This window comes from Sphingomonas bacterium, assembly GCF_903643035.1.
Classification (GTDB): domain Bacteria; phylum Pseudomonadota; class Alphaproteobacteria; order Sphingomonadales; family Sphingomonadaceae; genus Sphingomonas.
Window position 1 is genome coordinate 1 of the sequence record NZ_CAHJWW010000167.1, and the last position, 6,158, is coordinate 6,158.

The 6,158-nt window shown below is 69.1% G+C and carries 5 protein-coding genes; all 5 read left to right on the forward strand.

What is annotated here, in order from left to right:
• Positions 1-715 (forward strand): class I SAM-dependent methyltransferase (locus HUV01_RS10835; protein WP_174298269.1); only part of this gene is annotated, 715 nt, incomplete at its 5' end.
• On the forward strand, positions 712-1,653 hold the full coding sequence (gene metF, locus HUV01_RS10840; protein WP_174298270.1) for a methylenetetrahydrofolate reductase [NAD(P)H]: 942 nt from the start codon (positions 712-714) through the stop codon (positions 1,651-1,653). The genes HUV01_RS10835 and metF, both read left to right, overlap by 4 nt.
• Before the next feature lie 14 nt (positions 1,654-1,667).
• Entirely contained in the window at positions 1,668-2,729 is a 1,062-nt protein-coding gene (locus HUV01_RS10845) for a homocysteine S-methyltransferase family protein (protein WP_174298271.1), read from the forward strand.
• Positions 2,730-2,837: 108 nt separating this feature from the next.
• A complete protein-coding gene (gene metH / locus HUV01_RS10850; protein WP_174298272.1) occupies positions 2,838-5,438 on the forward strand; it encodes a methionine synthase in 2,601 nt (866 codons plus the stop codon).
• A 425-nt stretch (positions 5,439-5,863) separates the two neighbouring features.
• Positions 5,864-6,158, forward strand: a 295-nt coding sequence (locus HUV01_RS14965) for a hypothetical protein (protein WP_217430985.1), incomplete at its 3' end; no start/stop codon positions are given.

Sequence of the window (6,158 nt, forward strand, 5' to 3'; positions counted from 1 at the left end):
AGACGCCGCCCGGCTCCCCGCCGTGCGCGCCGATCGCGCCGCCGCCGCGTCCGCCTGGTTCCAGGCGCATGCCGGCGAGTGGGACGCGATCCGCTCGCTCCACGTCGCCGAAAGCCAGGTGGAAGCGGCGATGACCGCGGTGCTGGGCATCGACCGGACGGGCGCGGGGTCGGTCGGGCGGCTGGTCGACATCGGGACCGGCACCGGCCGGATGATCGAGTTGTTCGGCGACCGCGCGGAGAGCGCGATCGGCATCGATCGCAGTTCGGAGATGCTGCGCCTTGCCCGCGCCAAGCTCGCCGAGAGCGGCCGCGCGGCGGACCTGCGCCAGGCGGACCTGTATGCGCTGCCGATGGCGGCGCGATCGGCGGACCTCGCGATCCTGCACCACGTACTCCACTTCGCGCATCAGCCCGCCGCCGCGATCGGCGAGGCGGCGCGCGTCCTCGCTCCCGGCGGGCGGTTGCTGATCGTCGACTTCGCGCCGCACGAGCGCGAGGAGCTGCGCGCGCAGGAAGCGCATGCGCGGCTGGGCTTTTCCGACGAGCAGATGCTCGGATGGTTCGAGGCGGCCGGGCTGAGCCCCGTCCGGATCGAGACGCTGGCCGGCGGCGAGCTGACGGTGATCCTGTGGCTGGCGCGCAAGCATGTGCCGGGCGGCGAGGCGGGTCTGCGCGGCCAGGCGGACAGGTTGGATGAGGTGAAGGCGGCATGACCCTATCGATTTCACAGCTTCAGGAGGCGCGGCGCGCGCTGGATGCGCCGCTGTTCGCGGACATGCCGGGCGACATGGCCGTCAGCTTCGAATTCTTCCCGCCCAAGACCGACAGGATGGATGCGGGGCTGTGGGAGGCGATCCGCACGCTGGAGCCGCTGGCCCCCGAGTTCGTGTCCGTCACCTATGGGGCGGGCGGATCGACTCGCGAGCGCACCCATGCGACGGTCGCGCGGATCAGCCGCGAGACCGCGATGCCCGCCGCCGCGCACCTCACCTGCGTCGAGGCGTCGAAGGCGGAGGTGGACCAGGTCGCGAACGAATATTGGGCGGCGGGCGTCCGCCACATCGTCGCGCTGCGCGGCGATCCGCCAGTGCCGGGTTCGCCGTACCAGGCACACCCCGGCGGCTATCAGAACGCCGCCGATCTGGTGGCGGGATTGCGCCGGCTGCACCCGTTCGAGGTTTCGGTCGCCGCCTATCCCGAGTCCCACCCCGACTCCCGGACACAGGATGCGGACATCGAGAACCTCAAGCGCAAGATCGACGCCGGCGCGAACCGCGCGATCACGCAGTTCTTCTTCTCGCCCGAAGCCTATTTCCGGTTCCGCGACCGCGCCGCGGCGGCCGGGATCACCGCCGAGATCGTGCCGGGCATCCTGCCCGTCTCGAACGTGGCGCAGACGCGCAAGTTCGCCGGGATGTGCGGCGCGGCGATTCCCGGCTGGATGGACCGTCTGTTTGAGGGACTGGACGACCGCCCCACCGCGCGCAGCCTCGTCGCCGCGACGATCGCGGCCGAGCTGTGCCGGCGGCTCTATGCGGGCGGCGTGCGCAACTTCCACTTCTACACGCTCAACCGCGCCGAGCTCGCCTATGCGATCTGCCACATGCTGGGTGTCCGCCCACGCGCGGTCGAACAGGTGGCGGCGGCATGAGCGGGGACCAGGCCATGACCCCCCGGGAAGCCTTCAACGCGCAGGCCGCAGATCGCATCCTCATCACCGACGGCGCGTTCGGCACCGAGATCCAGAACTGGAAGCTCGACGAGGCCGCCTATGCCGGCACGCTGGGCCTGACGAAGGATCAGAAGGGAAACAACGACATCCTCGCGCTGACGAGGCCCGAGGTGCCCGAATCGATCCACCGCGCCTATTTCGAGGCGGGGGCGGACATCGCCGAGACCAACACCTTTTCCGCCAACGTCATCAGCCAGGCCGATTACGGCGCGGAGCATCTGGTGCGCGAGATCAACCTCGAGAGCGCCCGGCTCGCGCGCCGGCTCGCCGACGAGTTCCAGGCGCGCGACGCCGAAAGGGGGATCTGGCGCCCGCGCTTCGTCGCCGGCGCGATCGGGCCGACCAACAAGACACTCTCGCTGAGCCCGGACGTCAACGACCCCGGCTATCGGGAGATCGACTTCGACCATCTGACGGGCGTGTACCGGCAGCAGATCGATGCGCTGGTCGAGGGCGGGGCGGACTTCATCCTGATCGAGACGGTGTTCGACACGCTGAACGCCAAGGCCGGCATCATGGCCGCGCTCGACGCTGGGCAGGCGCTGGGCCGCGACCTGCCGATCATGCTCTCGATGACGCTGACCGACCTGTCGGGCCGCAACCTGTCGGGCCATACGGTCGAGGCGTTCTGGCACGCCGTCCGCCACGCAAGGCCGCTGACGATCGGGCTGAACTGCTCGTTCGGTGCCGAGCAGCTGCGCCCGCATGTGAAGGTGCTGAGCGAGATCTGCGATACGCTCATCATGGTCTATCCCAACGCGGGCCTGCCCAACGAGCTGGGCGAGTATGACGAGATGCCGGTGACGACGGCGGGGCTCGTCGGCGAATGGGCGCACGCGGGGCAGGTCAACGTGCTGGGCGGCTGCTGCGGCTCGACGCCCGCGCACATCAAGGCGATCGCGGACACGGTGCGCGGCGTGCCCCCGCGCCGCGTACCGGTCCCGGCGGTGCGCACCCGGCTCGCCGGACTGGAGCCGTTCACGATGGCGGCCTGATCTCCCTCCCACCTGCGGGAGGGGTCAGGGGTGGGGCCGCCCCCTGGCATGACGAGTGACAGGCCAACCCCAAGCTCCTCCCGCAAGCGGGAGGGGAGCGAGAAGATCATGACCACCACCTCCACCAGTTTCGTCAACATCGGCGAGCGCACCAACGTCACCGGTTCCGCCGCCTTCAAGAAGATGGTGATGGCCGGCGACTACACGCGGGCGGTGGAGGTGGCGCGCCAGCAGGTCGAGAACGGCGCGCAGGTCGTCGACGTCAACATGGACGAGGGGCTGCTCGACGCGCACCACGCGATGACGACGTTCTTGAAGCTGATCGCCGCCGAACCCGACATCGCGCGCGTGCCGATCATGATCGACAGCTCGAAGTGGAGCGTGATCGAGGCCGGGCTGAAATGCGTCAGTGGCAAGCCGATCGTCAACTCGATCAGCATGAAGGAAGGCGAAGACGCTTTCCTAAGCTCGGCGCGCAAGTGCATGAATTATGGTGCCGCCGTCGTCGTCATGGCGTTCGACGAGGTCGGCCAGGCGGACACGCGCGAGCGCAAGGTTGAGATCTGCGCGCGCGCCTACGACCTGCTGACCGGCATCGGCTTCCCGCCCGAGGACATCATCTTCGATCCCAACATCTTCGCGGTCGCGACCGGAATCGAGGAGCACAACAACTACGGCGTCGACTTCATCGAGGCCTGCCGCGAGATCAAGGCGAGGCTCCCGCACGTCCATATCTCGGGCGGCCTGTCCAATTTCAGCTTCTCGTTCCGCGGCAACGAGCCGGTGCGTCGCGCGATGCATTCCGTGTTCCTCTATCACGCGATCCCCGCCGGGCTGGACATGGCGATCGTCAACGCGGGCCAGCTCGACGTGTACGACACGATCGACCCGGAGCTGCGCGATGCGTGCGAGGATGTGGTCCTGAACCGCGATCCGGAGGCGGGCGACCGGCTGGTCGCGCTCGCCGAACGATATCGCGGCACCGACGCCGTGGCCGAGAAGCAGGCGGCGGAGTGGCGCGGTCTGCCGGTGACCAAGCGGCTTGAATACGCGCTGGTGAAGGGCATCGACGCGCATGTCGTCGACGATACCGAGGAGTGCCGCCAGCAGTTCGCGCGCCCGATCGAGGTGATCGAGGGACCGTTGATGGACGGCATGAACGTGGTCGGCGACCTGTTCGGATCCGGCAAGATGTTCCTGCCGCAGGTCGTGAAGTCCGCGCGCGTCATGAAGAAGGCGGTCGCGCACCTGCTGCCTTTCATCGAGGCGTCGAAGGAGCCGGGCGCGAAGGGCAAGGGCAAGATCGTGATGGCGACCGTGAAGGGCGACGTCCACGATATCGGCAAGAACATCGTCGGCGTCGTGCTCCAGTGCAACGGCTTCGACGTGGTCGACTTGGGCGTCATGGTGCCGTGGTCTAGGATCCTGGAGGCCGCGAGGGAAAGCGACGCCGACATGATCGGGCTGTCGGGCCTCATCACGCCGTCGCTCGACGAGATGGTGACGGTGGCCGAGGAGATGACGCGCGCGAAGATGACGATGCCGCTGCTGATCGGCGGCGCAACGACCAGCAAGGTCCACACCGCGCTGCGCATCTCCCCCAAATATGACGGTCCCGTCGTCCACGTGCTCGACGCCAGCCGCGCGGTGGGCGTCGCGACGACCCTGGTCAGCGACACCGGCCGCGACGACTATGTCGCGGGCGTCGCGGCGGATTACGAGAAGGTGCGCCGCGCGCGCGAGGGCAAGGGGCAGAACGACCTGCTGCCGCTCGACGGGGCGCGCGCCAACCCGTTTCCGGCCGACATGATGTTGAAGGCTCCCGATCCCTTGAAGCCAGGCGTGCATGTGTTCGACGACTGGTCGCTGGAGCTGTTGCGCGAGCACATCGACTGGACGCCGTTCTTCCGCGCCTGGGAACTGGCGGGCAACTTTCCCGCCATCCTCGACGACGCGGTGGTGGGCGAGAGCGCGCGTGGCCTGTACGCCGACGCGCAGGAGATGCTCGACCGGATCGTCGCGGAGAAGTGGCTGACGGCGAGGGGTGTGGCCGCGCTGTGGCCGTGCCAGCGCGATGGCGACGACGTGGTGCTGGACGATCCAAAAGGAGAGGGGGGCGTCCGCCTGCCGTTCCTGCGCCAGCAGATCGCCAAGCGCGCGGGGCGGCCCAACATGTGCCTCGCCGACTTCGTCGACCCCGCCGGCGACTGGATCGGCGGCTTCGCGGTCGGCATCCACGGCATCGACCCGCATATCGCCGCCTACAAGACCGCGCACGACGATTACAGCGACATCCTGTTGAAGGCGCTGGCCGACCGGCTGGCGGAGGCGTTCGCGGAGAGCCTGCACGCGCACGTCCGCCGCGACCTGTGGGGCTATGCGCCCGACGAACAGCTGACCAACGAGGCGCTGGTGCGAGAGCAGTATCGCGGCATCCGTCCCGCGCCGGGCTATCCCGCCTGCCCCGAGCACAGCCTGAAGCGGCAGCTGTTCGACCTGCTGGACGCGGAGGCGAACGCCGGGCTGGAGCTGACCGACAGCTTCGCGATGCTGCCGACGGCGGCGGTGTCCGGCTTCTATCTCGGCCATGCGCAGGCGGAGTATTTCGGCGTCGCGCGGATCGGGCAGGACCAGGTCGCCGATTATGCCCGGCGGCGCGGCGTGGATCCGGCGACGGCGGAGCGGTGGCTGCGGCCGAACCTCGACTGACCGCCGGAAGGCGAAGCCGACCGAACCGAGGAGCGTGGCCCACCGTATCGGCCGGCCCATGTCCTGCCGCGTGCGGGAGGACGGGACACTGCTCGTCGGTATCGACGCACGAGAGCCCGAGCGTCGGCGTGCGCGGGCCGTAGCCGCCGTCGACGCGCCGGCGGCATGGCATCGTCCGAAGGTGATCGCGTCGGCGGCGAACGAGCGGCCGACAGGCGTCGTCGCCGTGACCGGCGTACGCGGGATCCCCGCCACGAGAGCTCGCCACCGGTACACGCGCCGCCACGCCGTTCGCCGGCGATCCCCGCGCGTGCCGTTTCAGGCGAGATCGCCACCCAGCTTGCCAGTGAGCGGTCCGTGGCCGTGACCGCGCCAACCGACAGCCCGGCGATGTCGGTTGCCCCTGACCCGCAATCGAAAAGGCTGTGACAGCGCAGGCCGGCGTCGGCGGTCGTTCCGCCGACAAGCTTGCGACAGCCGGCAATCAGGTCGACCTCCGCATCGCCGGGCAGGGGACGGTCCGCCCCGCCGCCGAGCCGGCCACCGTCGCCGACAGGATCGACGCCCGTCGAAAACCCCGCATCGTCCGCTCTTGCTCGCAGGACGTGGGATCGGTCGCCGTCCGATCCCCGGAGCGGCCGTCAGCCGCTATAGTACATATCGTATTCGACGGGGCTTGGTGTCATTTCCCATCGGGCGACGTCGTTCATCTTGAGTTCG